The sequence below is a fragment of the Streptomyces sp. NBC_01237 genome, assembly GCF_035917275.1.
Classification (GTDB): Bacteria; Actinomycetota; Actinomycetes; order Streptomycetales; family Streptomycetaceae; genus Streptomyces.
On sequence record NZ_CP108508.1, the window covers coordinates 7263307 to 7290151 of the forward strand.

The window sequence follows — 26845 nt, forward strand, 5'->3', positions numbered from 1 at the left end:
GGAGCGGGGGTGCCGCGCGGACCCGCCCGCGCGGCACCCCCGTGTCACCGCCGCGACCGCCCGGCCCTCCGGCCACCGGTCACTTCACGCCCGCCCGGCCCGGCTCAGTTCGCCTCGGCCGTCTCCGGCGACGGGGGTTCCAGGCGTGGGGCCAGCCAGGTCGGTACGCCGCCGAGCAGCCGGAAGAGCCTGCCCGCCTCGGCGCGCAGCCGTGCCGCCTCCGGCTCCGGCTCGGCGTCCGCGAGGGAGATGAGCGCCGGGGCCGTACCCACGAGATAGCCCAGCTCCTCCCTTATCCGCAGGGACTCCGAGAAGCCGTGCCGGGCCTCGGCCAGCTCGCCCTCCCGCAGCGCGAGGGAGGCGAGGTGCCGCCAGGTGAACGAGAGCAGCAGTTCGTCCCCCTGGGCCGTGGCACCGGCGTGCGCCCTGCGGTACGCGGCCCGCGCGGACTGCGGGGAGTCGGCGATGTTCTGGGCGATCAGCCCCCGGCGGAAGTCCAGCAGCGGCCGCCCCGGAGCGGCGGGAGCGAGCAGGGCCGCCGCCCTGCTCAGCGCCACGCTGGCCTCGTCGGCCCTGTCGCGCGTCCCGAGGAGCGTCGACGCATAGGCGAGATAACCGCGTTCACAGGCCGCGGCACCGCGCTCGGCGTCGTCGTGCGCCAGGGCCTCGGCGGTGCGCAGCGCGTCCTCGGCGTCGGTCCAGCCCTGCCCGGTGTAGAGACATCGCTCGGTCAGCAAGGACGTCCGCTGGAGCGCGGCGGCCGGGTCGGTCGCCGCGTGCGGTTCGAGCAGAGCGGCCGCATCCGTCCAGCAGGCGCGTGACCGCAGCCGCCATACCGCTGTCTGGAGCGGCGGATCGTCATCGGCTGTCGTTCCGGAACCAGACATGGCGGTATGCGCCACATTGCCCTCCCCGAGCGCGCCATTGAGCTGTTGAGTGTGGGCGCATCTCAGCACGGATTGGCACGCCGGGCCAAGAGGTCCGGCCGATGTCAGGTGAAAGAATTCACAATCAGCCGGACCTCGTCGGTGCTCCGACGGGCCCCCGAGGTCAGCTCATACGCAGTGCGAGGAAGAAGTCGAGCTTGTCCTCCAGCCGGGAAAGGTCACGTCCCGTCAACTGCTCGATGCGGCCGACGCGGTAGCGCAGCGTGTTGACGTGGAGGTGCAGCCGGGCCGCGCAGCGGGTCCAGGAACCGTCGCAGTCCAGGAATGACTCCAGCGTCTCGATCAGCTCGGCGCGGTGGCGCCGGTCGTAGTCGCGCAGCGGGTCCAGCAGCCGGGCGGTGAAGGCCCGGCGGACGTCGTCGGGCACGAAGGGCAGCAGCAGGACGTGCGAGGCCAGCTCGTGGTGCCCGGCCGCGCAGACCCGGCCCGGACGGGCCGCCGCCACCCGGCGGGCGTGCCGGGCCTCCTCCAGGGCGCCGCGCAGCCCCTCGGCGGAATGCACCGCCGCGCTGACACCCAGTGTCAGGCGGCCGTCGTCCGCGAGCCCCGCGGAGAGCGGCTCACGGACGGTGGCCAGGAGCACGTCGGCATGGAGCGCGGGGTCGCCCTCGGCCGGTGCGTCCTCGTCGGAAGCCGCGTCCGGATCCGCCCCGGCGCTCCCGGCGCTCCCGGCACCCGCGGTCACGGGGCTTCCGGCAGCCGCGGCCGGGCCGGTGGAGGACAGCGGTACGAGGGCGATCGCCTCGTCGCCCGTGTGCGCGACGGCGATCCGGTCGGCGGAGTCCGGGCCGCTGACGGCCGGGTCCACCAGGATCTCCTCCAGCAGCGCCTGGGCGACGGGACCGCCCGCGATGTCGGGGGCAAAACCGGCGGACCCCGGTGCGCCCTCGGCGGTCCAGTCGACCCGGGCCACGACGACCTGCCAGTGCGGCGCGGTCCCGAGCCCCGGCAGCAGGACCGGTGCGGCGACCCGCAGCCTGGCCGCGATCTCGGCCGGGGCGGCGCCCGCCTGGACCAGCTCCAGGACCTCCTGGGCGAGCCGGCGGCGTACCGTACGGGCCGCGTCGCGCCGGTCGCGTTCGACGGCGATCAGCTGGGTGACGCCCTGGAGCAGATCGAGCCGGGCCGCCGGCCAGTCGCTCGCGTCGGCCTCGACGGCGAGCAGCCAGTCGGAGAGCACCGACTCGCGCACATCGCGGGAGGCAGGCAGGGCGCCCCGGCCGGTGTTCCGGATCGGGAACAGTGAATACGTTCTGCCGCCCACCGTGGTCCGGTGCGGTCCCCGTCGTCCGGTGCGGGTTGCGGCCAGATGCCGTCCGGCCAGCTCGGCCCCGACCCGGGGGGTCAGCGGCTCACCGGCCCCCGCGATCTGCCGGCCGGTGGGCGAGAGCACCCAGGCCCGAAGATCCAGGTCGGAGGTGAGGAGGTCGAGGACCACCTCGGGGCCGCCGCCCGCCGGGCCCGAGGTCATCAGCCTGCGGTGCCGGTCGACGACGGCCGCCAGGTCCCCGGCCCGCTCGCCCGACACCTGGCGCACCACATGCTCGGTGATCGTTGCGAATGCCACGGTCTCGTTCACGGCGAAGAGGGGGAGGCGATGGTGCCGGCACGCCTCGACCAGGTCGCCCGGGATGTCGCCGAGCTCCGCCTCGCCCGCCGCGAGTCCGGCGACCTGGGCCCCCGCCAGAATCCGGACGAACGGCTCCGAGTCCGCCGCGTCACGGCGCCAGGCGAGACCGGTGAGGACCAGCTCGCCTCCCGAGAGGTAGCGGCTGGGGTCGCGCAGGTCGGTGGTCATGACGCCCCGGACCGTGCGGTCCAGTTCGGCCTCGCCGCCGAGCAGCCGCAGGCCCAGCGCGTCGGTGTCCAGCAGTGCGCGCAGCCGCATCTCGTTGCCGCCGTTCTTTCGGTTGAGGGGAGGGGGAGGGGGAGGGGAGTGAGGGATCGATCGAGGGGGAGTGGACCGGCCGAAGGGAGGTACGGACCGGCCGAAGGGGGGAACCGGCCGGTCGGGTGGGAGGACGGGGAGCCGAGTGGGTGGGACGAGGGATACCGGGGATACCTGTGAATTGCGGAGAGGTTACTGATTCCCGCCATTCGTTCGAATCTACAAGACGAGCAAGGAGACCAGCCAACTCCTTCAGTGTTTCCGTGACTGCACCGGTCGGAGCCGTGGCTTGTGTACTGGGCCACACACCGCGTGAACAACACATGAACGAGCCAGTCGAGGGCCGGCCGTCCCCAGCCCCAGCGAACGACCGATTGAGAAGAAGAGAGCCACTCATGGACTTCCTTCGCCCCGCCAGCTGGGAGGAGGCGCTCGCCGCCAAGGCCGAGCACCCCACGGCTGTTCCCATCGCGGGCGGCACCGATGTGATGGTCGAGATCAACTTCGACCACCGGCGGCCCGAGTATCTCCTGGACCTGAACCGCATCGGTGAGCTGTCCGAGTGGGAGGTGGGCCAGGAGAACGTACGGCTCGGCGCCTCCGTCCCGTACAGCGACATCATGGAGCACCTGCGGGCCGAGCTGCCCTGCCTGGCGCTCGCCTCGCACACCGTCGCCTCCCCGCAGATCCGCAACCGCGGCGGCGTCGGCGGCAACCTCGGCACCGCGTCGCCCGCCGGTGACGCCCACCCCGCCCTCCTCGCCGCGGGGGCCGAGGTCGAGGCCGAGTCCGTACGCGGCATCCGGATGATCCCCATCGACGCCTTCTACACCGGCGTCAAGCGCAACGCGCTGGCCCCGGACGAGCTGATCCGGGCCGTACACATCAAGAAGGCCGACGGGCCGCAGCAGTACTCCAAGGTCGGCACCCGCAACGCGATGGTCATCGCCGTCTGCGCCTTCGGCCTCGCCCTGCACCCCGGGACCCGCACGGTCCGCACCGGCATCGGCTCCGCCGCCCCGACCCCGGTCCGGGCCAAGGAGGCGGAGGAGTTCCTGAACGCCGCGCTCGAAGAGGGCGGGTTCTGGGAGAGCGGCAGGATCATCACCCCGTCGATCGCCAAGCAGTTCGCCGACCTCGCCTCCGGCGCCTGCAACCCGATCGACGACGTGCGGGGCACCGCGAAGTACCGCAGGCACGCGGTCGGCATCATGGCCCGCCGCACGCTCGGCTGGACCTGGGAGCAGTACCGCGGCGCGGGCCGCACGCTTGAAGGAGCTGCATAACCATGCGAGTGAATTTCACGGTCAACGGCCGTCAGCAGGAAGCCGACGACGTCTGGGAGGGGGAGTCCCTCCTGTACGTCCTGCGCGAGCGCATGGGGCTTCCCGGTTCCAAGAACGCCTGCGAGCAGGGCGAATGCGGCTCCTGCACGGTCCGCCTGGACGGTGTGCCGGTCTGTTCCTGTCTGGTCGCCGCCGGTCAGGTCGAGGGCCGCGAGGTCGTCACCGTCGAGGGGCTCGCCGACTACGCCAAGCACCGCGAGGACGCCCACCCCGGCGGCGGCTGCGCCTCCGGTTCCTGCGGCACGACGCTCGACGCCGCCCAGCGATGGCAGGCCGGGCCCGCCGACGGGCAGAGCGGTGAAGCCGTCGAACTGTCCCCCATCCAGCAGGCGTTCATCGACGCCGGAGCCGTCCAGTGCGGCTTCTGCACCCCCGGCCTGCTCGTCGCGGCCGACGAACTGCTGGAGACCCACCCCTCCCCGTCCGACCAGGACATCCGCGAGGCGCTCTCCGGGAACCTGTGCCGTTGCACCGGTTACGAGAAGATCCTCGACGCGGTCCGCCTCGCGGCCGCCCGTCAGGAAGAGGCGGTCCGATAGCCATGGCGCTGCATCCACGAGTCGCCACCGTCCCGGCCGGCACGCCCACCAAGATCACCCAGGGTTCGCCCACCAAGGGCGGCATCGGTGAGTCCACACTGCGCCCCGACGGCATCCTGAAGGTCACCGGAGAGTTCGCGTACTCCTCCGACATGTGGCACGAGGACATGCTGTGGGGCCACACGCTCCGCTCCACCGTCGCGCACGCCGAGATCAGGTCCATCGACATCGGCGAAGCCGTCGCGACGCCCGGCGTCTACGCCGTGCTGACCTACGACGACCTGCCCGCCGCGATGAAGAACTACGGCCTGGAGATCCAGGACACCCCGGTCCTGGCGCACGGCAGGGTCCGCCACCACGGTGAGCCGGTGGCCCTGGTCGCCGCCGACCACCCGGAGACCGCCCGCCGCGCCGCGGCCAAGATCAAGATCGACTACGTCGAACTGCCGGTCATCACGGACGAGGCGTCCGCGACCGCACCCGGCGCGATCCTGATCCACGAGGACCGCGACGACCACCACATCGGCCATGTGCCGCACCCCAACATCGTGCACCGCCAGCCGATCATCCGCGGCGACGCCGACGCGGCCGCCGCGCGGGCCGACGTCATCGTCACCGGCGACTACACCTTCGGCATGCAGGACCAGGCGTTCCTCGGCCCGGAGTCCGGGCTCGCCGTGCCCTCCGAGGACGGCGGCGTCGAGCTGTACGTCGCCACCCAGTGGCTGCACTCCGACCTCCGTCAGATCGCCCCCGTCCTCGGTCTGCCCGAGGACAAGGTCCGCATGACGCTCTCCGGCGTCGGCGGTGCCTTCGGCGGGCGTGAGGACCTGTCGATGCAGATCCACGCCTGCCTGCTGGCGCTGCGCACCGGCAAGCCCGTCAAGATCGTCTACAACCGGTTCGAGTCCTTCTTCGGGCACGTCCACCGGCACCCGGCGAAGCTCCACTACGAGCACGGCGCCACCAAGGACGGCAAGCTCACGCACATGAAGTGCAGGATCGTCCTGGACGGCGGCGCCTACGCGTCGGCCTCCCCGGCGGTCGTCGGGAACGCCTCCTCGCTCGCGGTCGGCCCCTACGCCGTCGAGGACGTCGACATCGAGGCGATCGCGCTCTACACCAACAACCCGCCCTGCGGAGCCATGCGCGGCTTCGGCGCGGTCCAGGCGTGCTTCGCGTACGAGGCGCAGATGGACAAGCTGGCGGCCGAACTGGGCCTGGACCCGGTCGAGTTCCGTCAGCGCAACGCCATGGAACAGGGCACCTTGCTGCCGACCGGCCAGCCCTGCGACTCACCCGCCCCCGTCGCCGAACTCCTGCGCCGGGTCAAGTCCCGTCCGCTGCCGCCCGAGCGGCAGTGGCTGTCCGTCGACGCGGCGGGCAGCTCCGTCGACGTCCGCGACCTGCCCGGCGGCCTCTCCAACACCACGCACGGCGAAGGCGTCGTCCGCGGCGTCGGCTACGCGGTGGGCCTGAAGAACGTCGGCTTCTCCGAGGGCTTCGACGACTACTCCACCGCACGGGTCCGGATGGAGGTCATCAACGGCGAGCCGGTCGCCACCGTGCACACCGCGATGGCCGAGGTCGGCCAGGGCGGCGTCACCGTGCACGCCCAGATCGCCCGTACCGAACTCGGCGTCAGCCAGGTCACCATCCACCCGGCCGACACCCAGGTCGGCTCGGCCGGCTCCACCTCCGCCTCCCGTCAGACGTACGTCACCGGCGGCGCCGTGAAGAACTCCTGCGAGGCCGTACGCGAACAGGTCCTGGAGCTCGGACGGCGCAGGTTCGGCACGTACCACCCGGCCTGGGCCACCGCCGAACTGCTCCTGGAGGGCGGCAAGGTCGTCACCGACGGCGGCGAGGTGCTCGCCGATGTCGCCGATGTGCTCCAGGACGAGTCCATCGACGTCGAGCTGGAGTGGCGCCACCGGCCCACCGAGGCGTTCGACCTGCGCACCGGTCAGGGCAACGGCCATGTCCAGTACTCCTTCGCCGCACACCGCGCCGTCGTCGAGGTCGACACCGAGCTGGGCCTGGTCAAGGTCATCGAACTGGCCTGTGCCCAGGACGTCGGCAAGGCACTCAACCCGCTCTCCGTGATCGGCCAGATCCAGGGCGGCTCCCTCCAGGGCATGGGCGTCGCCATCATGGAGGAGATCATCGTCGACCCGGAGACCGCGAAGGTGCGCAACCCGTCCTTCACGGACTACCTGCTGCCCACCATCCTCGACACCCCGACCATCCCGGTCGATGTGCTCGAACTGGCCGACGACCACGCCCCGTACGGGCTCCGCGGCGTCGGCGAGGCCCCGACCCTCTCGTCCACCCCCGCCGTCCTCGCGGCGATCCGGAACGCGACGGGGCTGGAGCTCAACAGGACGCCGGTGCGCCCCGAGCACCTCACCGGCACCTGAGCCGCTCCCTCCTGAACCCTCCGGGCGGTGCGACGTGCCGTGAACGTCGCACTTCCCCGCGTACCGCACCGCCCGGAGACACCGAGTACCGCACCGCTCGCGGTCCTTCGCACTGCCTCAGTACATCCGTACCTGCATGAACAGTTCGCCTCGGGCCGTCCCCCGGGTCGTGCCGCCCAGCGCAGTCATCCCAAATCCCGCAATCAGTTCTCTCCACGCGGGTGCCCCTGTGAACCTTGGGAGTCAGGCATCATGACCCAGCAGTCAGTGGAGCCCAGGACCGGTGCGGAGGACGCGGGCCCCGGCTCGCGCGTCCCCGCCGGAAGATCTTGGCTCGACCGGTACTTCCACATATCCGAACGAGGGTCCACGGTCGCGCGTGAGGTGCGCGGCGGCGTCACGACCTTCATGGCCATGGCGTACATCCTCCTGCTCAACCCGTTGATCCTCGGCGGCAAGGACGTCGACGGCAACCTCCTCAGCCAGCCCGGACTGATCACCGCGACCGCGCTCGCGGCAGCCGTGACCACCCTCCTGATGGGTTTCGTCGGCAAGGTCCCGCTGGCCCTCGCCGCCGGACTCAGCGTCTCCGGCGTGCTGTCCTCGCAGGTCGCACCCAATATGACCTGGCCGCAGACCATGGGCATGTGTGTGATCTACGGTGTGGTGATCTGTCTCCTGGTGGTCACCGGCCTGCGCGAAATGATCATGAACGCGATCCCGCTCGCACTCAAGCACGGCATCACCATGGGGATCGGGCTCTTCATCGCCCTCATCGGCCTCTACAAGGCCGGCTTCGTCCACCAGGGCAAGGCGACCCCGGTGTCGCTCGGCCCGGCCGGTGAACTCTCCGGCTGGCCCGTCCTGATCTTCTGCGTGACCCTGCTGCTGATCTTCATGCTGCAGGCCCGCAACATCCCCGGCGCGATCCTGATCGGTATCGTCGTCGGCACCGTGATCGCCATCGCCGTCAACGCGATCGCCGACGTCGACGCCAAGTCCTGGAGCAGTGGCCCGCCGGAGCTCAACGGCAGCGCGGTCTCCGCACCCGACTTCTCGCTCTTCGGGCATGTGGAGTTCGGCGGCTGGGGCGATGTCGGAGTGATGACCGTCGGCATGATCGTCTTCACCCTGGTGCTGGCCGGCTTCTTCGACGCCATGGCCACCATCATCGGTGTCGGTACGGAGGCCAAGCTCGCCGACGACAAGGGCCGGATGCCGGGCCTGTCCAAGGCGCTGTTCATCGACGGTGCGGGCGGTGCCATCGGCGGTGTCGCCGGAGGCTCCGGCCAGACCGTGTTCGTCGAGTCGGCCACCGGTGTCGGCGAGGGGGCCCGGACCGGGTTCGCCTCCGTCATCACCGGACTCTTCTTCGCCGCCTGCCTGTTCTTCACCCCGCTCACCGCGATCGTGCCGACCGAGGTGGCCTCGGCCGCCCTCGTCGTCATCGGCGCCATGATGATGCAGAACGCCCGGCACGTGGACTGGGGCGACCGTTCCGTCGCCATCCCGGTCTTCCTCACCGTGGTCCTGATGCCCTTCACGTACACGATCACCACCGGTGTCGCCGCGGGTGTCATCTCGTACGCCGCCATCAAGCTCGCCCAGGGCCGGGCGCGCGAGGTCGGGGCGTTCATGTGGGGTCTGACGGTGATCTTCATCGTGTACTTCGCCCTCAATCCGATCGAGAGCTGGCTGGGCGTCCACTGACACCCGCCCCTCCCCACACCGCCCAAGGAGACACGACATGCTGGACATCGCCGAAGAGCTGCACCGGTGGCTCGGGCAGGGACGCGAGTTCGCCGTGGCCACCGTGGTGGCGGTCGGCGGCAGTGCCCCCCGGCAGCCGGGAGCCGCACTCGCCGTCGACCGTGACGGCACGGCCATCGGGTCGGTCTCCGGCGGATGTGTGGAGGGCGCGGTGTACGAGCTGTGCCAACAGGCCCTCAAGGACGGCACAACCGTCCGGGAGCAGTTCGGCTACAGCGACGACGATGCCTTCGCGGTCGGTCTGACCTGCGGCGGCGTCATCGACATCCTGGTCACACCGGTGCGTGCGGACGACCCCGCACGCCCGGTGTTCGCGGCGGCGCTCGCGGCCTCCGCGCAGGCGGCGGCGGCCGCGGTCGCCAGGATCACCGAGGGCCCGGCCGAACTCCTCGGCCGCCCGCTCCTCGTCCACCCCGACGGGTCGTACGAGGGCGGGCTCGGCGGCCATCGTGCGCTGGACCGCACCGCGGCGGCCGAGACCCGGGCGATGCTGGACGCGGGCCGCACCGGCCCGCTCACCATCGGCGCCGAGGGCTCCCGCTGCGGCCGGCCCGTCCAACTGCTCGTAGAATCCAGCGTTCCGCCGCCCCGCATGATCGTGTTCGGGGCCATCGACTTCGCCGCCGCCCTCGTGCGGGCCGGCTCCTTCCTCGGCTACCGGGTCACCGTCTGCGACGCCCGGCCGGTCTTCGCGACCCGGGCCCGTTTCCCGGACGCCGACGAGATCGTGGTCGACTGGCCGCACCGCTACCTCGCCGCCACCGAGGTGGACGCGCGCACGGTGCTCTGTGTCCTCACCCATGACGCCAAGTTCGATGTCCCCCTGCTGACCGCGGCGTTGAAGTTGCCGGTCGCGTACGTCGGGGCGATGGGCTCGCGCCGCACCCACCTGGAGCGCAACGAACGGCTCCGCGAGGCCGGTGTCACCGAGCGCGAACTTGCCGCGCTGCACTCGCCGATCGGCCTCGACCTCGGTGCCCGTACGCCGGAGGAGACGGCCCTGTCGATCGCCGCCGAGATCGTCGCCGTCCGGCGTGGCGGCAGCGGCGTACCGCTCACCGGCGCCCACACCCCGATCCATCACGAAGGCGGCTCCCCGCTCGCCTCGGTGGCCTGAAGCCGAGGGAAACCGGTCCTCACTCCGGCCTCGACCACGCCCCGTCTCCGCCCTCGTCCCCGGCCGTGACTCCGGCCCCGTCCCCGGCCCGAAACCGGCCCCGTCCTCGGCCCTCACTCCGGCCCCGTCCCCGGCCCGAAACCGGCCCCCGCCGCGCCGTTCGCCGCCGGGCGGATTACCGCCACGGCGCATTCCTGCCAGCCAGGAACCGAACCGTAGTCGCGCATTTACCGGTAGATCAGCTGCATGACATTTTCCCCCTCCTCCGTTTCCGGCCGGGCGAGACCCGCTCGTACAGGACGCAGAGCGCTGCTCATAGCGACCTCCGTCGCACTCGTGAGCGGCGCCATGCTCCCCGCCGCGGGCTCCGCCACCGCCGCCTCCGCACCGCGCTCCGCCGAGGGCCGCCACGAGGCCCGGGTCCAGAGCCACGACATCACCCTGATCACCGGGGACGTCGTGCACTACGTGGACGGCCCCGGCAACCAGGACACCGTCACCGTGGACCGCCCCGACGGCGCGAACGGCGGCGTCCACGTCCAGCAGGCGGGCGACGACCTCTTCGTGCTGCCCGACGAGGCCACCGCGCTGCTCGCGGCCGGGAAGCTCGACCGGCGGCTGTTCAACGTCTCGGCCCTGGTGCGGATGGGGTACGACGACGCGGCCACCGGCGGCATTCCGCTGATCGCCACCTACGGGGGGAGCAAGGCCAGGGCGCTGCCCGCGGCCCCGCGCGGAGCCGGCAAGGTCCGGACGCTCGGCTCCATCCACGGTGCGGCGCTGAAGGCCGACAAGGACGACGCCCGCGCCTTCTGGAGCGACATCGCGCGTACGGACAAGGCCCGTTCGCTGGACAACGGCATCGCGAAGCTGTGGCTCGACGGCCGCTCCGAGGCCCTGCTCAAGGAGTCGGTGCCGCAGGTCAACGCCCCGCAGGCGTGGGCCGCGGGCTTCGACGGCAAGGGCACCAAGGTCGCCGTCCTGGACACCGGGATCGACGCCGACCACCCGGACGTCAAGGACCGGATCCTGGAGTCCCGGAGCTTCGTGCCGGGCGAGGAGGTCGACGACAAGAACGGCCACGGTACGCATGTCGCGTCCACCATCGCCGGTTCGGGTGCCGCCTCCCAGGGCGACAACAAGGGCGTCGCGCCGGCCGCGGGCCTCCTCGTCGGCAAGGTCCTCGGCGACGAGGGCTCCGGCGCCGACTCCGGCATCATCGAAGCCATGGAGTGGGCGAAGGCGGAAGGCGCCGACGTCGTCTCCATGAGCCTCGGCTCCCCGGTGCCGGACGACGGCTCCGACCCGATGTCGCAGGCCGTCGACGCCCTGTCGGCCGACGGCGGTCCGCTGTTCGTGATCGCCGCGGGCAACGCGTACGGCGCGGGCACCATCGGCTCGCCCGGCTCGGCGCAGAAGGCCCTCACCATCGCGGCCGTCGACAAGCAGGACAACCGGGCGGACTTCTCCTCCATGGGCCCGCTGGTCAACAGCCACGGCCTCAAGCCCGACCTGTCCGCCCCCGGCGTCGACATCAACGCGGCGGCCTCGCAGTCGGTCCCCGGCATCGAGGGCATGTACCAGTCGATGTCCGGTACGTCGATGGCCACCCCGCATGTCGCGGGCGCCGCGGCCATCCTGAAGCAGCGTCACCCCGACTGGTCCGGCCAGCGCATCAAGGACGCGCTGATGAGCTCGTCCAAGGCGCTGCCCGACTACACCCCGTACGAGCAGGGCACCGGCCGGCTGGATGTGAAGGCGGCGATCGACACGACGATCGAGGCCACCGGCTCCGTCGAGGTCGCCTCGTACAACTGGCCGCACAGCCCCTCCGACCCGGTCACCGAGCGGACCATCACCTACCGCAACACGGGTGACAAGGACGTCACGCTCAGCCTGGCCACCGACACGGACGCGGCCGCGTACACCCTCTCCACCTCCACGCTGACCGTCCCGGCGGGCTCCACCGCCGAGGCCGTGCTGTCGCTGGACCCCTCCGAGGTCGCGAACAACACCCAGTTCTCCGGCCAGGTCCTCGCCAAGGACGCGGCGGGCACGGTCGTCGCGCACACCGGTTTCGCGCTCAACAAGGAGCAGGAGCTCTACGACCTGACCCTGAAGCTCCGCGACCGCGCGGGCAGGCCGATGGACGGACAGGTCGTCTTCGCCGCGCTCGGCGACCCGGAGCTGGGCGTCGTCAACGTCTCCGGTGACACGACCCTGCGGCTGCCGCCGGGCAACTACACGGCCTGGACCGCCGCGGAGATCGACGGCGACCGGGCCGACTCGAAGGGCATCGCGTTCCTCGCGGCCCCCGAGACGGTCCTGGACAAGGCCACCACCGTCACGCTCGACGCCTCGAAGGCCCGCAAGATCAGTGTGCGGACGCCGAAGGAGACCGAGACCCGCCAGCTGCGCTATGACATGGCACGCACCGCCCCGGACGGCACCGTCCAGCGCGACGCGTACCAGATCCCGCTGACCTACGACCAGTTGTGGGCGAGCCCGACCAAGAAGGTCACCCAGGGCAGCTTCAGCTTCCTGACCCGCTGGCGCCAGGGCGAGGAACTGATCGGCCTGACGGCCGACGGCCATGACGTCCCGGCCTTCGTGCAGGGCGGCTCCGTCGTCGCCGAGGACAGCGAGCAGAAGCTGACCGGTGTCTTCGCCGGCAACGGCGCCGCGGCCGACTACCGGGGCGTGAACGCCAAGGGCAAGGCCGTCGTGGTCAACCGCAGCGACGCGGTCACCCCGGCCGAGCGGCTGGCGGGCGCGCTGGCGGCGGGCGCCAAGGCGCTCTTCGTCGTCAACGACGGCCGCGGGGTCGCGATGGAGTCCTACGTCCCGTACGGCGAGCAGACCACCATCCCGGTCGCCTCGGTGCAGAAGACCGCGGGCGGGACGCTGATCAAGGCGGCGCAGCGCGGCAAGAAGCTCTCCGTCGACCAGAAGAAGTTCGCGGGCTACGTCTACGACCTGGTCGACCGCCACGACGGCACGATCCCCGACCGCTCGCTGGCCTTCGCCCCGTCGGCCCGTCAGCTGGCGAAGGTGGAGAACACCTTCTACGGCCACAAGGCGGCGCTCGGCGCCGGATTCCGCTACGACATCCCGGACTACGGCCCCGGTGTCGGCTTCGAGGAGTACGAGAAGTTCCCGGGCACCCGCACCGAGTGGGTCAACCCGCTGCCGGGTGACTCCTTCTGGTACGAGAACCACGCGGTGCTCAGTGCCGACGCCTCCGGTACGGCGCACGAGATGCGCAGCACGGACCTGGACTACAAGGCCGGCCGGACCTACCGCGACGACTGGTTCGCACCGGTGGTCGGCCCCCGTCTCGGCACCGGCTACTGGGGTCCGTTCCGCACCGCGTACAACGACATCCAGTTCAACATCACCCCGTGGACCGACTCGGGCGAGGGCCACTCCGGCTCGATGCCGGAGGCGGAGTACGACACCACCTCGTACGGCTTCTACCAGGGCGACACACTGATCAAGAAGGGACCGGGCCGGGCCGGATACGCCTGGGACCTGTCGGCGGAGAAGCTGCCGTACCGCCTGGTCATCGACTCCGTCCGGGACGCGGAGACCTGGAAGACCTCGACCCGTACGCACACCGAGTGGAACTTCGTCTCGGGTGCCCTGGACGAGAACGGCCCGCAGCAGGCCGACATCCCGCTGCTCCAGCTGGACTACGACGTGGACACCGACCTGGCCGGTGACGTCAAGGCCGGCAAGTGGACCGAGGTCGGTCTGGAGGCCGGTACCCAGGCGTGGCTGGACGGCGCGGTGAAGGCGACGAAGGCCTCGCTGTCCGTCAGCTACGACGAGGGCAGGTCCTGGAGCGCGGCAGAGCTGCGCAAGGGCTCGTCGGGCACATGGACCGCGAAGTTCAGGACGCCCGGGAAGGGGGCCGCCTCGGTTTCGCTCAAGGTGCGCGCCGAGGGCCCCGGCGGTCTGGCCGTCGACCAGGAGATCATCAAGGCGTTCGGCCTGAAGTGACCTGCTGAGAGAACCATTTGAGGTGGTTCCGCAGCCCCGGCGGGGGCTGCGGGACCACCTCTCTTTACGTTTTCTTGAAGATCGAAATTTGTCTACTTTGCCCGTATATGGCGGTCGATAACCCCAGAAAGGGACTTTTTGCGGTGCGGAGCGAGTTGCCACGGGCCTACTCGGAGGCTTATAAGAGGAACGTGGCCGAGGCGATTCCGGGAATTCCGGGGACTGCCGCCATGGAGGTTTCCCATGTTTCTCACTCCGTCCGACACGGAGAAATTGCTGCTGAGCGTCGCCGGAATGGTCGCCCGCGACCGGCGTGAGCGCGGCGTCCGCCTCAACTACCCCGAGGCCGTCGCCCTGCTCGCCTGCTGGGTCATGGAGCGGGCCCGCGAGGGCGCCCTCGTCAGCGACCTCATGACCGCGGGACGCACCGTCCTGACCCGCGCTGACGTGCTCGAAGGCGTCCCCGAGATGCTGCACGACGTCCAGGTCGAGGCGACCTTCCCCGACGGGCGCAAGCTGGTCACGATCACCTCTCCGATCCCGTGATCCCCGGTGAGATCCGGACCGGATCCGGCGTACTGAAAATCAACGACACGCTTACCAAATTGCAGCTCACCGTTGTCAATGACGGCGACCGGCCCATTCAGGTCGGCTCGCACCTGCATTTCTCCGACGCGAATCCGGCGCTTTCCTTCGACCGCGCTGCGGCCGAGGGATTCCGCCTCGACATTCCGTCAGGAACATCGCTGCGTTTCGAACCCGGGGTCGGCGCCGACGTCACCCTCGTCGAACTCGGCGGCCGTCGGCACGTCCCCGGCATCGTGGTGCCCGGCACCCGCGCCCCCGGCACCCGAACCGCACAGACGGAGACCGTGTGACATGGCACAGATGACCCGCGCCGCCTACGCGGCGCTCTACGGACCCACCACCGGGGACCGCGTGCGTCTCGCCGACACCGATCTGTGGATCGAGGTGGAGGAGGACCGCTGCTTCGGCGGCGACGAGGCCGTGTTCGGCGGTGGCAAGTCCATCCGTGAATCGATGGCCCAGGCCACCACCTCACGCGCCGACGGCGCCCTCGACCTCGTCATCACCAATGTGGTCGTCCTCGACCACTGGGGCATCGTCAAGACCGACATCGGCGTCCGGGCCGGCCGGATCGTCGCCCTGGGCCGCTCGGGCAACCCCGACATCAGCGACGGCGTCCACCCCGACCTGATCATCGGCCCCGGCACCGACGTGGTCTCCGGCGAGGGGCGCATCCTCACCGCCGGAGCCGTCGACACCCACGTCCACTTCCTGATGCCGGAAACCCTCCAGGAGGCCCTCGCCACCGGCACCACCACCGTGATCGGCGGCGGCACCGGAGCCACCGAGGCGTCCAAGGCCACCACCGTCACCCCCGGCGCGTGGAACCTCGCGATGATGCACCGGTCCCTGGACCGCGTCCCGCTCAACATCATGCTGTTCGGCAAGGGTTCCACCGTCGGCGAGGACGCCCTGCGCGAGGCCGCCCTCGGCGGTGCCGGAGGCTACAAGGTCCACGAGGACTGGGGCGCCACCCCCGCCGCGATCGACGCCGCGCTGAAGGCGGCCGACGCCTACGGCCTCCAGGTCGCCCTGCACGCCGACAGCCTCAACGAGGTCGGCTACGTCGAGGGAACCCTCGACGCCATCGCCGGCCGGGGCATCCACGTCTTCCACGCCGAAGGCGCGGGCGGCGGACACGCACCCGACATCATCACCGTCGCCTCGCACCCCAACGTGCTTCCCGCGTCCACCAATCCGACGCTTCCGCACACCGTCAACACCGTCGCCGAACACCTCGACATGCTGATGGTCTGCCACCACCTCAACCCGCGCGTCCCCGAGGACCTGGCCTTCGCCGAGTCCCGCATCCGCGCCACCACCATCGCCGCCGAGGACGTCCTCCACGACATCGGCGCCCTCTCCATCACCTCCTCCGACGCCCAGGCCATGGGCCGCATCGGTGAAGTCGTCTGCCGCACCTGGCAGGTCGCCCACGTGATGAAGCAGCGCTTCGGCGACCGGGACTCCGCACTCCCCGCCGACAACGAGCGCGCCCGCCGCTACGTCGCCAAGTACACGATCTGTCCCGCCGTCGCCCATGGCATCGACCATGTCGTCGGCTCCGTGGAACCGGGCAAGCTCGCCGACCTCGTGCTCTGGGACCCCGCCTTCTTCGGCATCCGCCCGGCGGCCGTGATCAAGGGCGGCATGGTGGTGTACGCCCCCCTCGGCGACGCCAACGCGGCCATCCCCACCACCCAGCCGGTGCTGCTCCGCGCCACCGCGGCGGCCGGCGCCGCCCCCCATCTGTCGGTCAGCTTCGTCGCCCCCGCCGCGCTGGAGGACGGGCTCGCCGAACGCCTGGGCCTGGAAAGGGAACTGGTCGCCGTACGGCCCACCCGCCACCTCACCAAGGCGGACCTGCCGAACAACACGGCGCTCCCGGCCATCGACGTGGACCCGGAGACCTTCGCCATCCGCATCGACGGGGAGCTCGTCGAGCCCGCCCCCGCCGCCGAACTGCCGCTGACCCAGCGGTACAGCATGTTCTGATGGGTGCGCTCGCCCGGCTCCTGCTGGCCGACGGACGGCTCCCGGTCGGCGCGTACACCTACAGCGCGGGCCTCGAACCGGCCGTCGCCGCGGGACTCACCCGCGACCGCCTCCCCGCACTGCTGCGGGCCCGGCTGCACACCACCGCGGTCACCGAGGCGGCCGCCGCCGTCCTCGCCCTGCGCGCCGCCGGGCAGGACCCGGTGGACTACGGGCCCGTACAGCACGCGCTCGCGGCCCGCACCCCGGTGGCACCGCTGCGCGCGGCGTCCGCCACGCTCGGCCGGGGCGTGCACCGACTCGCGCGGCGGCTGGCCCCGGACCACCCGGCGGTCACCGCCCTGTCCACGGTCCGGCCACGCCCGCTGCGGCCCGTCACGCTCGGCGCGCTGGGCGCCGTCATGAAGGTGTCCGAGGACGAACTGGCCCAGGCGGTCGTCTACGACGAACTCCAGACCATCACCTCGGCCGCCCTCAAACTGCTGCCCGGCGACCCGCTCGACGCGGTCGCCTGGATCCTCGCCGCGGAGCCGGACGCCGCCGCCGCGGTGGCCGCCGCCCTCGCCGTACGGACCCCGGGTGAACTGCCCGCCCCCACGGCCCTGCTCACCGAACAGTGGGCACTCGAACACGACCGACGCGAACGGAGACTCTTCCTTGCCTGACAACCACGCCCACGCCCACGCGCCGACCCACGCCCCCACCGGCGACCACGACGACCGGCCCAACCCCCACTTCCACGAGCCCCTGAACCAGCCCCGCGCCCTGCGGCTCGGCGTGGCCGGTCCGGTCGGCACCGGCAAGAGCTCCATCCTGGCCACGCTCTGCCGCGAACTCGCCGGGGAACTGTCCATGGCCGTCGTCACCAACGACATCTACACCGACGAGGACGCCCGCTTCCTCCGCTCGGCGGGCGTCCTGCCCACCGAACGTATCCGCGCCGTCGAGACCGGGGCGTGCCCGCACACCGCGATCCGCGACGACGTCAGCGCCAACCTCGACGCCGTCGAGGACCTGGAGGAGGCGTACGGGCCGCTCGACCTGGTCCTCGTGGAGAGCGGCGGCGACAACCTGACGGCCACCTTCAGCCCCGCCCTGGCCGACGCGCAGCTCTTCTGCATCGATGTCGCGGGCGGCGGCGACGTGGCCCGCAAGGGCGGCCCCGGAATCACCGGCGCGGACCTCCTGATCATCAACAAGACCGACCTCGCCCCCTACGTGGAGGTCGACGTCGCCGCCATGGTCGCCGACGCCGAGGCGGCCCGCGACGGCCTCCCGGTGCTGGCCCTGTCCAAGAAGGACCCGGTGTCGGTCGCCGAACTGGCCGACTGGGTACGCGCGTTGCTCGCCCGGCACCGCTCGGGCACCCACATCCCCACCGACCCGGGCCCGATGGCACCGCACAGCCACGCCCACCCGTGAGTCACCGGACGGGGGGCGCCGCCGAGCCGACCGTGCTCACCGTCGAGCGCGACGGCACGGGCCGCCACCTCGCCCGGGACCTCACGCCCGGCGCCTTCCTGGCCCCCCGCCCGCTCCTCCCGGACCCGGAAGCCCTGCACATCGCCCTCGTCGGCACCCGGGCCGGCCTCCTGGCGGGCGACGACCTCGCGCTGCACATCACGGTCGGCCCCGGGGCCAGGCTGCGCCTCGTCGAACCGTCCGGCCTCGTCGCGTACGACCACCGCGGCGGCACATCGACGTGGCGGGCCCGGATCGAGATCGCGGAGGGCGGCGAACTGCACTGGGACGCCCGGCCGTTCGTGATCTCGGGCGGGGCGGACGTGGAGCGCTCCATGGACGTGACCCTGGCCGCCGGTGCCCGGATGCTGTGGCGCGAGACCCTGGTGCTGGGCCGCACCGGCGAACGCGGCGGAAGCCTGCGGGCGCGGACCCACGCCACGTACGACGGCCGGGAACTGCTGGTCGAGGACCTGGATCTGCGGGACGCGGAGATCCGCGAACTGCCCGGTCTCCTCGGCCCGAACCGCGTCATCGGCTCCGTCACCGCCCTCGGCGCCGTCCCCGGGGCGCCGCCGCACCCCTACCGCACCGACCTGGCGGGCCCCGGAGCGCAGGTGCGGCTGGTGGACACGGTGGCCCCGGCGGTGGAGGCCGGGCTGACGGCGGTCTGGGAGGCATGGCGGGCCGCACCGCCCGGGGACGCGTGAGGACCCCGGGCCCGGGCGCGGGCGCGCGGACCCCGGACCCCCGGGACCATCGAAGTGGAACCGGGGGTACCGCCTGACGGGGCGGGAGGACCGGTGCGGTTGGATGGCCGCATGAGCGTTCATGACGTGGCCCGCAGGCTGCCGGACATACCCGTCCTCACCGACCTCTGCCGCTCGATGGCGATGCTGGATGCCGTCCTGTGCCCGGAATGGGACCACCGGTGGCACAGCTACGACGCGCGGTGGTCCGCGTCGGAGGCCATGGCCTCCATGCGGGACGGGTCGGGCAACGAGTACTCCCTCGTGCTCGCGCCCGCCGGTGCCTACCTCCGCGGGTTCGACCACGAATCACCGATGAGCCCCTACGTCGACGACGCGCCCTGGCCCGGAGTGCTCGACGACGTCCCGCCGGTCTTCCGGCCGTACGTCGAAGAGCCCTCGTTCACGGACGAGCACGGTATGCCCGTCGTCACCGCGTGCCTCTGGAGGCAGCAGGGCGACGACCGGTGGCACGCGGGCGCCATCGAGTTCCCGGAGGACGGCGAGGAATCCGACGGCGCGGACTGGCTCTTCCAACTCCTCGTCGCGGGAAGCCCGGAGAGCTACCGGGAGTGGGCCGAGGACTACTTCGAGACGACGGTGGACCTCGACGCGGTACGCCATGTCTTCGCACTGCGCCCGCTGACCGACGAGATCGTCCTGGCCCTGAACCCCGAGCGGCTGCCCGATGACCTGGCCGAGGACATCGAGGACATCGGCTACCCGGTCACCTCCACCGGCCTGCGGGCCTGAGTCCGGCGGGCGAGAACCGTCGCACCGATCAGGACGGGGACCGCCGAGAGGGTGAAGCACACGGCCAGGGGCAGGCGGCCCACCAGCAGCCCCGCCCCGGCCGTGCCCGCCGAGATCCCCGCGTTGAGCGCGGTGTTGACCCAGGCGCCGGCCCGGGTCCGGCTGTCGTTCCCGACGGACTCGTCCGCGAGCAGATAGGCGGTGGTCAGGGCCGGGGCCACGAACAGCCCGGCCACCGCGACCATCCCCACCAGCACCGGAACGCTCGGCGAGAGCCCCGCGGCGATCAGCGCCGTCCCCAGCGCACCGCTGAACACCCCCAGCCGCACCCGGTTGGACAGGCGCCACGGGACGGCGCCGTGGACGAGGCCGCCGACCGCGCTGCCCGCCGAGAGAGCGGCCAGCACCCATGCCACCGCCGAGCCCTGGTGGCGCTGTTCGGTGAAGGCCACCACGAGCAGATCCAGCGCGCCGAGGCACAGCCCCACCCCGCCCATCATCAGCACGGCGTGCCGCAGCCCGCCCACGCGGCTCAGGAGCGTCCGGCCTTCGCCGGGCACGGCGGGCGCACCGGGTCCGGGCGGGCGTGCGCCGATGTCCCGGACGGCCGGACAGTACGCCAGCGCGAGCGTTCCGGTCAGCACCAGCCCGGCGCTGATGGCCACGCCCGCCGCGGGCGTGGCGAACTCGACCAGCAGCCCGACCAGCAACGGCCCGCCGACCAGCAGCAGTTCCTCCGCCACGGCGTCCAGACTGTAGGCACGGCGCAGCAGTTCGCGATCCGGTACGAGGCTGCTCCACACGGTGCGCATGACGGGCCCGAGCGGCGGCGTGCAGAGCCCGGCGGCCAGCGCCAGCGCCCCCAGCCGCAGCCCGGACGCACCGGGCTGCCAGGTGGCCTGGGCCAGCACGATCAGCACCGACGCGTACGCGCCGGCCATCCAGGGCAGCGCCCTGCGCGGACCGTAGCGGTCGATGAGCGCGGCACGGGCGGGCGAGAGCAGCACGCTCGCGGCGCCGAACAGGGCCATCACGAGCCCCGCGACGGAATAGGAGCCGGTGGTGTCCTTGACCGCCAGCAGCAGCGCGAGGGGCACCATTCCGTAACTGAGCCGCCCCAGCAGCGCCGCACCGAAGGCGCTCGGTGCGTGGTGGGTGCGCAGGACACCGGCGTAGGAAGGGGGAGAGGATGACATGAGGGCGTTCCTCGGAGAGGCGGCGCGCGGTCCGGGCGCCGAAACGTACGGGGACACGGAGCTACCGCACCCACGGAGCGGGTGCGGTCAGCGCGGTGTCCTACGCACGGAGGAGGAACATGGGCGCCACTGTAGCGGGGCTCGGTCAGGCGTACGGCCCGTAAACGTACTTTCCCCGCGGACCCGTGGAGGGCCGGGGCGTACCCGCAGGTCCGCCCCGGCCCGTACCCGCGGGCCCCCCTGCCCCGTACCCGCAGGTCCCCCTGCCCCGGCCGCTACTTCCTGCGCTCACGGCGGGACTTGGCCCGCTTCTCCATCGCCTTGCGGCGCTCGACGGTGTACTTCGACCAGTCGCCCCGGTGGCGGTCGCACCGGGAAGCACCCAGCATCGCCAGCCGTCGGCACCGGGTCCCCTTCATCGTCGGTGCTCCGCAGATGGACTGAGTACGAGCCATGCTGAACCGCCCCCTGAGCTGGGTCGACGTATGCCGGACCCGCTCAGAATCGCCCGGCCCGGCAGAGGGGCGACAGGCGTACGGAGGTCGCTTCCGCGGCAGTCCGGGCGCACCCGCCTCACACTCCGGCGGAACCGCCCCCATGGCACCCGCACGCCCCGCACCCGCCAGGAGCGCCCCGGCGCGCTCAGCCGGCCAGCAGGCCCGAGGTGTCGATCACCTGGCGGATCGCCCGGCCCGAAGCCAGCTCCTCCATCGCGTCGTTGATGTCCGTCAGCGGCAGCGTGCCCGTGTGCATCCGCTCCACCGGCATCAGGCCCGCCCGCCACAGGTCCAGGAACCGCGGGATGTCCCGGCGGGGGACCGCGTCGCCCATGTACGAGCCGAGCAGCGACTTGCCCTCGCCCGCGAAGGCCAGGGCCGGGACCTCCAGGACGCGGTCCGGGGCCGGGAGGCCCACCGAGACGACCCTGCCGCCGCGGGCGACGGCCGCCAGTGCGTCGGCCATCACCTTCGGGCTGCCCACCGCCTCCACCGCCAACTCGGCGCCACCGCCGGTCAGTTCACGAACGGCGGCCGTCGCCTCCTCGGGGGCGTACGCATGGGTCGCGCCGAGGCGCAGGGCCAGCTCGCGCTTCTCCTGGACCGGGTCGACCGCGATGACCGGGTACGCTCCGGCCGCGCGGGCGCCCAGCACCGCCGAGAGACCGACACCGCCGAGCCCGTACACCAGGGCGGACTGGCCGGGGCGCAGGGCGGCCGTGTTGATGACCGCGCCCGCCCCGGTCAGGACCGCGCAGCCGAACATCGAGGCCACGGCGAACGGTATGTCGTCGGGGATCGGCACCAGCGACTCCTGGGCCAGTACCGCGTGCTCGGAGAACGCGGAGACGCCCAGCTGGTGATGGACCGGCTGTCCGGAGGAGTCCGTGAGGAGCGGGGGACCGTGCAGCAGGCCACCCGATCCGTTCGCGGCGGCGGCCCGCGCGCACAGCGCCGGGCGGCCCGCCGCACAGTCCTCGCAGAAGCCGCAGCTCGGGACGAAGACCAGCGCCACATGGTCACCGGGGGAGAAGCGGTGCACACCGGGACCGGTCTCCTGGACCACCCCCACCGCCTCGTGGCCCAGCGCCATCGGCAGCGGGCGGACCCGGTCGCCGTTGACCACGGAGAGGTCCGAGTGGCACAGCGACGCGGCCGCGATCCGGACCAGCACCTCGCCCTCGCGCGGAGCGCCGAGGGTCAGCTCCTCCACCTCGACCGGGCGGCTGTGGGAGTAGGGGCGGGACGTCGACGTCCCGCGCAGCACCACCGCACGGGTCTTCATGCCCCCACCTCCCCGCGCGGCGCGCAGCGCAGCACGTCGCGGCTCTCCAGCAGCGGGAGCACCCTGGCGAGCACGATCTCCCGGAAGTGCGGGGTCGCGCAGTGCGCGGTGAAGTCGGCCTCGGTGGCGTACTCCTCGTAGAGCACGATCGCGCGGGGGTCCTCGATGCCCTGGTGGACCCGGTAACCGAGGTTGCCGGGTTCCTCGCGGGAGGCGGCGGCCATCGAGTCGAGCAGGGTCAGGACGGTGTTCTCCTCGCCGGACCTGGTGCGGTATCGGGCGACGACTACGTAACTCACGGGGACTACTCCTGTGGTGCGGCGGGCCTCTTGAGGGCGGACGGCGGGACCGGCGGCAGCTGGTCCCGGCGCAGATGCCAGAGGCGGGGGTCGGACGTGGCGGCCGCGGCCGACCCGAGGGCCAGGGCGAGCGCCACGTCCGCGGGGGTTTCCACGAAGCCCGCGGCGACCGACGGGGACATCGCGCGCTGTGCCTGCGCGGTCATCCGGCCGATGATCGGGGCGGGCATGATCTCGACCAGGTCCGGCGCTCCGCGGGAGATCGCGTCCGTGGAACGGCGCAGGTTGGACCGGTCGGTGACGAACACCTTCATCATGGTCAGCAGGCCGAGCGGGCGGCCCTTCTCGATCAGCGAGAGCCGGGTGCTCACCACTCCGTGCGCCCCCATGTTCTTGATGAACTCCAGCGCGCCCCGGTCCTGCGCCAGTCCGGGGCTGCTGTCCACGTTCACGAACACGGTCTTCCCCGCCCGGCCCAGCGCCGGCACGACCTGGGGCAGCTGCCCCACCGCGAACGACGCGAGGATGCACACCCTGGCCGGCGCGGTCAGGAACTGCCGCAGCGGCTGGGTGCCGACGACCGACGCGATCACCGGCACCTCGGCGAAGGCCGAGACGAGCCGGGGGTCGAGCGGTGCGCTGAACCGGGACGGGGAGGGGGTCATGGCAAGAGCCTGCCTGGGGAGGGGGCGGACCGGCCGGCACCTGGGGGCCGGCCGGTCCTCGCGGCTGCTGGGGTCAGTTCAGCGGAGACGTACCGAATCGGCTGGGAAGGCCCAGTTTGCCAGGGTTGAGAATCCCGGCCGGATCCAGGGCCGCCTTCACCGCGACGAGGGTCGCGAAGCCCGCCCCGAGGGATTCCTCCAGGTAGGGGCCGCGCAGCAGACCGCAGCCGTGGTGGTGGCTGAGCGCCGCCCGGTGCGCGACGAGTACGGCGTTGGCCGCGTCCCACACCGAGCGGTACCAGTCACGGCGCGACTCGGGCGCCACATCGCCGCGCAGCGAGAAGTAGACACAGGCGCCGTCGGTGTACGCGTGCGACTGGTGGGCGGAGGCCGCCAGGGTGCCCTCCACCGACTGGATCGCGGCGACCACCTCGTCGTAGATCACCGGGAGGTCGGCCCAGGAAGCGGCCATCTCCAGGGTGTCGGCGACGAAGCCGGGGCCCGGCGTGAAGCCGTCCGCCGACTTGCCGACCAGCATCCGCTCGTCCAGCCAGCGCGCGAAGACCGCCTCGCTGTCCAGCTCGGGGCCGTACGCGGCGCAGACCTCGGTCGCGACCTTGATCGACGCGTCGACGATCGCCGGGTCGCCCTCGTCGGCGATGAGCAGCAGATTGGTGCCGGGGTGGCCGAAGTGGGTGCCGGACTCCAGGGTGTCGTACAGCCGCAGGACGGCCGGGGTCGCACCGCGCTGCATGATCGAGCGGCAGGCGTCCAGACCCTCGGCGAAGGTCGGGAAACCGAACGCGACGGCCTTGGCGTACTCGGGCAGCGGGTGGACGCGCAGCCGGGCCGAGACGATGACACCGAGGGTGCCCTCCGAGCCGATGAACAGCTGACGCAGGTCCGGACCGACCGCCGCGCGGGCGTAGTCGCCGTACGTGGCACGGGTGCCGTCCGCGTGGATGACGTCCACCCCGACGACCATGTCCTCGATCTTGCCGTACCGGGTGGAGAGCTGACCGGCGCCGCGGCAGGCGATCCAGCCGCCGACCGTGGAGACGGCGAACGCGGAGGGCCAGTGGCCCGTCGTCACGCCGTACTCCTCCTGGAGCTGCTTCTCGAAGAGGTCACCGAACATGCCGGCCTCGACGTCCACCACGTTCGACTCGGCGTCGAAACCGGTGATCCGGTTCAGCGCGCAGACGTCCAGGACGACCCCGCCGAAGACGGGGAGCGCCGCACCGGTGACATTGGAGCGGCCCGCGGACGGGGTGACCGGGATGCCGGCCGCGTGGCAGATCCGCAGCACGGCCGCGATCTGGTCCGCGTCCGCCGCCTCGACGATCACGGCGTCCGGCGTCGCGGGGCGGCCCTCGGTCTCGCCGATCATCGAACCGGCCCACCAGTCACGGGTCCGGGTGACGACCTCGTCGCGGGAGGTGTGCACGGCGTGCGCGGCCTCGCGCAGCGCCTCGACCACGCTCTCGGGGACCTCGACCGGATCGGTCTGGAGCGCGGCCTCCCCGTCCCCGATCGGGGTGTTCTGCGCCCACTTGGCGAAGCTGGGGGCGCCGATCGTGTAGTTGCCCCGGTTGAACGGGTGGGTGATGGTCTGACGGCTGATCATGCTGCTGCCCCTTCGAGGAGTACGGACTTTTCGTGACGGACGGCTGCGAGGTAGTCGGAGACCGAACGCTCCACCTCGGCCTGGGTGAGATTCAGTTCCCGGCCGAGGATCGCGCCGACGGCGTCCGCGGCGTCCGCGGAGGCGTCCCGGGCGAACAGCCGGGCCCGCATACGGCGGGAGAGGACGTCGTCGACGGAGCGGGCCAGTTCGGCGCGGGCCGCGTACACGACCTCGGCCTTGGTGTACGGGAGCCCGGCGACGATCGGCTCGGCCAGTGTCGGGTCGTCCTGGATCAGGTCGCCGACGAAGCGCGCCTCGGTGCCGAAACGCTCGCCCAGGTGCGCGGCGATGCCACCGGACGCGGCGACCGCCTCGGCGTCGTAACCGGCGCCGCCCAGCAGCGGAAGGTTCGCGGTGCGGCTGGCACCCTTGCGGCCCAGCACCGTCATCACCTTGTCGATGACCAGCTCGCCCATGTGCCGGCTGGTGGTGAGCTTCCCGCCGGTCACCGTCACCATGCCGGTGCGGCCGATGGTGATGTGGTGGTCGCGGCGCATGTCGAGCGTCGCGCCCTCCTTGCCGCCGACCAGCGGACGCAGACCGCCGATGGAGCCGACCACGTCGTCCGGGGTGAGCTTCCCCTCGAACGCGGTGTTGGCGCCCTCCAGCAGGAAGTCCATCTCCTCGCGCGTGCAGTGCACATCGTCCGGGGAGCCCTGGTAGTCCTCGTCGGTGGTGCCCAGCACCACGCTGTTGCCCCAGCGGGTGCAGGTCGCGCGGCGGGCCCGGCCGGGGATCGGCACGGTGACCGTGCAGTTGATCCGCACCTTCTCCCACGGCACCACGATGTGGACGCCCTTGGCCGGGCGGACCTGCGGCTTGTGACCGTCGTCGGCCTTCGCGTCCAGCTCGTCGGTCCACACCCCGGTGGCGTTGACGACGGCCCCCGCGCGGATGTCGATGGTGTCGCCGTCCACGGAGACCCGGGCGCCGGCCACCTTGCCCATCTGCGTCAGCAGACCCTCCGCCTTCGCCCCGTTGAGGACGCTCGCGCCGAGCGCCGCCGCGGTGCGGACGATGGTCAGCACGAGCCGGGCGTCATCGGTGCGGGCGTCGAAGTACATCAGCCCGCCCTTCAGGTTCTCCGCGCGCAGGGTCGGCGCCTGTGCCAGGACCTCCGGGACACTGAGCCGCTGGTGCAGCTTGCCGATCCGCCAGCCGCCCACCAGGTCGTACGTCCACAGCAGACCCTCGAAGCCCTTGGCCAGGCGGGCGTCGAAGATGCCCTCCTTCTCCAGGATCGGGAAGAGGAACGGCAGCCGGTGCACCAGGTGCGGGGCGTTCTTGCGGAAGCGGTGGCGCTCCAGGAGCGAGTGGCGCACGAGATTGACGTTGCCCTGCTCGATGTAACGCAGGCCGCCGTGCACCATCTTCGAGGACTTCGACGACGTACCGGAGGCGAAGTCGTCCTTCTCGATCAGCGCCGCGCGCAGCCCGCGCGAGGCCGCGTCCAGCACCGCGTACGCCCCGGTGATCCCGCCGCCGATGACGACGACGTCATAGGTCTCGTCGGCCAGCCGGCGCTTGATTGCGGCGCGGTCGAGATGCAGCGGCGTTCGGCGGGTCGCCGCGGCGCTGCGCCGCGGTTTCCGGGCGGGCAAGGTGATCACAACATCAACTCCTGGTGTTTCGGTACGGCGG

At 71.9% G+C, this 26845-nt stretch carries 22 protein-coding genes; 13 read left to right on the plus strand and 9 right to left on the minus strand.

Annotated elements, in window-relative coordinates:
- Nucleotides 1–104: 104 nt before the first annotated feature.
- Nucleotides 105–887, minus strand: coding sequence for a hypothetical protein (locus OG251_RS32240; protein ID WP_326680394.1), 783 nt, complete (start codon nt 885–887; stop codon nt 105–107).
- 163 nt (nt 888–1050) lie between these two features.
- Nucleotides 1051–2835, minus strand: a complete 1785-nt coding sequence (locus OG251_RS32245) for a PucR family transcriptional regulator ligand-binding domain-containing protein (protein WP_326680395.1) — start codon at nt 2833–2835, stop codon at nt 1051–1053.
- Nucleotides 2836–3230: 395 nt separating this feature from the next.
- Here OG251_RS32245 and OG251_RS32250 point away from each other — a divergent pair, with 395 nt between their 5' ends.
- The 13 genes from OG251_RS32250 to OG251_RS32310 all read left to right on the plus strand — a co-directional run bounded on the left by OG251_RS32250 (nt 3231) and on the right by OG251_RS32310 (nt 19575).
- Nucleotides 3231–4121, plus strand: a complete 891-nt coding sequence (locus OG251_RS32250; RefSeq protein WP_326680396.1) for an FAD binding domain-containing protein — start codon at nt 3231–3233, stop codon at nt 4119–4121.
- 2 nt (nt 4122–4123) lie between these two features.
- Entirely contained in the window at nt 4124–4720 is a 597-nt protein-coding gene (locus OG251_RS32255; RefSeq protein WP_326680397.1) for a (2Fe-2S)-binding protein, read from the plus strand.
- Nucleotides 4721–4722: 2 nt separating this feature from the next.
- Nucleotides 4723–7140 carry a xanthine dehydrogenase family protein molybdopterin-binding subunit gene (locus OG251_RS32260; RefSeq protein ID WP_326680398.1) on the plus strand — a complete coding sequence of 806 codons (2418 nt, stop codon included), beginning with the start codon at nt 4723–4725 and terminating at the stop codon, nt 7138–7140.
- Nucleotides 7141–7392: 252 nt separating this feature from the next.
- Complete coding sequence (locus OG251_RS32265; protein ID WP_326680399.1) at nt 7393–8850, plus strand: NCS2 family permease; 1458 nt, start codon at nt 7393–7395, stop codon at nt 8848–8850.
- A 37-nt stretch (nt 8851–8887) separates the two neighbouring features.
- On the plus strand, nt 8888–10027 hold the full coding sequence (locus tag OG251_RS32270; RefSeq protein ID WP_326680400.1) for an XdhC/CoxI family protein: 1140 nt from the start codon (nt 8888–8890) through the stop codon (nt 10025–10027).
- 348 nt (nt 10028–10375) lie between these two features.
- Nucleotides 10376–14029, plus strand: a complete 3654-nt coding sequence (locus tag OG251_RS32275; RefSeq protein WP_326681489.1) for a S8 family serine peptidase — start codon at nt 10376–10378, stop codon at nt 14027–14029.
- Nucleotides 14030–14272: 243 nt separating this feature from the next.
- On the plus strand, nt 14273–14575 hold the full coding sequence (locus OG251_RS32280) for an urease subunit gamma (RefSeq protein ID WP_326680401.1): 303 nt from the start codon (nt 14273–14275) through the stop codon (nt 14573–14575).
- On the plus strand, nt 14572–14907 hold the full coding sequence (gene ureB / locus OG251_RS32285) for an urease subunit beta (protein ID WP_326680402.1): 336 nt from the start codon (nt 14572–14574) through the stop codon (nt 14905–14907). The genes OG251_RS32280 and ureB overlap by 4 nt, the downstream gene beginning before the upstream one ends.
- Nucleotide 14908: 1 nt before the next feature.
- A complete protein-coding gene (locus OG251_RS32290; RefSeq protein WP_326680403.1) occupies nt 14909–16612 on the plus strand; it encodes an urease subunit alpha in 1704 nt (567 codons plus the stop codon).
- Nucleotides 16612–17277, plus strand: a complete 666-nt coding sequence (locus OG251_RS32295) for an urease accessory protein UreF (RefSeq protein ID WP_326680404.1) — start codon at nt 16612–16614, stop codon at nt 17275–17277. The genes OG251_RS32290 and OG251_RS32295 overlap by 1 nt, the downstream gene beginning before the upstream one ends.
- On the plus strand, nt 17270–18034 hold the full coding sequence (gene ureG, locus OG251_RS32300; protein ID WP_385729921.1) for an urease accessory protein UreG: 765 nt from the start codon (nt 17270–17272) through the stop codon (nt 18032–18034). Before OG251_RS32295 ends, ureG begins: the two co-directional genes overlap by 8 nt.
- Nucleotides 18031–18783: an urease accessory protein UreD gene (locus OG251_RS32305; protein WP_326680405.1), complete on the plus strand. Its 753-nt coding sequence runs from the start codon at nt 18031–18033 to the stop codon at nt 18781–18783. Before ureG ends, OG251_RS32305 begins: the two co-directional genes overlap by 4 nt.
- A gap of 111 nt (nt 18784–18894) precedes the next feature.
- Nucleotides 18895–19575 (plus strand): hypothetical protein, encoded by a 681-nt coding sequence (locus OG251_RS32310; RefSeq protein WP_326680406.1) that lies wholly within the window; start codon nt 18895–18897, stop codon nt 19573–19575.
- On the opposite strand, the gene OG251_RS32315 is transcribed toward OG251_RS32310, so the two are convergent.
- From OG251_RS32315 to OG251_RS32345, 7 genes are all read right to left on the minus strand, one after another.
- Entirely contained in the window at nt 19542–20771 is a 1230-nt protein-coding gene (locus OG251_RS32315; RefSeq protein WP_326680407.1) for an MFS transporter, read from the minus strand. The genes OG251_RS32310 and OG251_RS32315 overlap by 34 nt on opposite strands.
- Nucleotides 20772–21046: 275 nt before the next feature.
- Nucleotides 21047–21226 (minus strand): hypothetical protein, encoded by a 180-nt coding sequence (locus OG251_RS32320; RefSeq protein ID WP_326680408.1) that lies wholly within the window; start codon nt 21224–21226, stop codon nt 21047–21049.
- A gap of 187 nt (nt 21227–21413) precedes the next feature.
- Nucleotides 21414–22553, minus strand: coding sequence for a zinc-binding dehydrogenase (locus OG251_RS32325; protein ID WP_326680409.1), 1140 nt, complete (start codon nt 22551–22553; stop codon nt 21414–21416).
- Nucleotides 22550–22852, minus strand: a complete 303-nt coding sequence (locus OG251_RS32330; RefSeq protein WP_326680410.1) for a putative quinol monooxygenase — start codon at nt 22850–22852, stop codon at nt 22550–22552. The genes OG251_RS32325 and OG251_RS32330 overlap by 4 nt, the downstream gene beginning before the upstream one ends.
- A 5-nt stretch (nt 22853–22857) precedes the next feature.
- Nucleotides 22858–23517: a glycerol-3-phosphate responsive antiterminator gene (locus OG251_RS32335; protein WP_326680411.1), complete on the minus strand. Its 660-nt coding sequence runs from the start codon at nt 23515–23517 to the stop codon at nt 22858–22860.
- A gap of 73 nt (nt 23518–23590) precedes the next feature.
- Nucleotides 23591–25144, minus strand: coding sequence for an FAD-binding oxidoreductase (locus OG251_RS32340; RefSeq protein WP_326680412.1), 1554 nt, complete (start codon nt 25142–25144; stop codon nt 23591–23593).
- Entirely contained in the window at nt 25141–26814 is a 1674-nt protein-coding gene (locus tag OG251_RS32345) for a glycerol-3-phosphate dehydrogenase/oxidase (protein ID WP_326680413.1), read from the minus strand. The genes OG251_RS32340 and OG251_RS32345 overlap by 4 nt, the downstream gene beginning before the upstream one ends.
- Nucleotides 26815–26845 lie beyond the last annotated feature (31 nt).